This is a genomic window from Pseudomonas uvaldensis (assembly GCF_021271205.1).
GTDB lineage: Bacteria > Pseudomonadota > Gammaproteobacteria > Pseudomonadales > Pseudomonadaceae > Aquipseudomonas > Aquipseudomonas uvaldensis.
Genome location: NZ_JAIWKS010000065.1, coordinates 1 through 205, shown reverse-complemented (window position 1 = coordinate 205; position 205 = coordinate 1). Strand labels below are relative to the sequence as shown.

Below are 205 nucleotides of genomic sequence, written 5' to 3'. Positions count from 1 at the left end.
TGCCGCCACAGGTCAGCGGCGCGAAGCATTCGTAAACCGCGAGATCGAAGTTCAGCGAGGTCGAGAACAGGGTTTTCGACAAGGTGTTGGTATCGAACGACCGATGGGCCCAGGTCAGGAAGTTCACCGTGTTGCGGTGTTCGATCATCACGCCTTTCGGCAATCCGGTGGAACCGGAGGTGTAAATCACGTAGGCCAGGTGCGA

General features: G+C 57.6%; 1 protein-coding gene. It reads right to left on the bottom strand.

Annotated features, from left to right (window positions below):
• A partial coding sequence (locus LCU97_RS27000) for an AMP-binding protein (RefSeq protein WP_232778229.1) occupies positions 1-205 on the bottom strand: 205 nt, incomplete at both ends.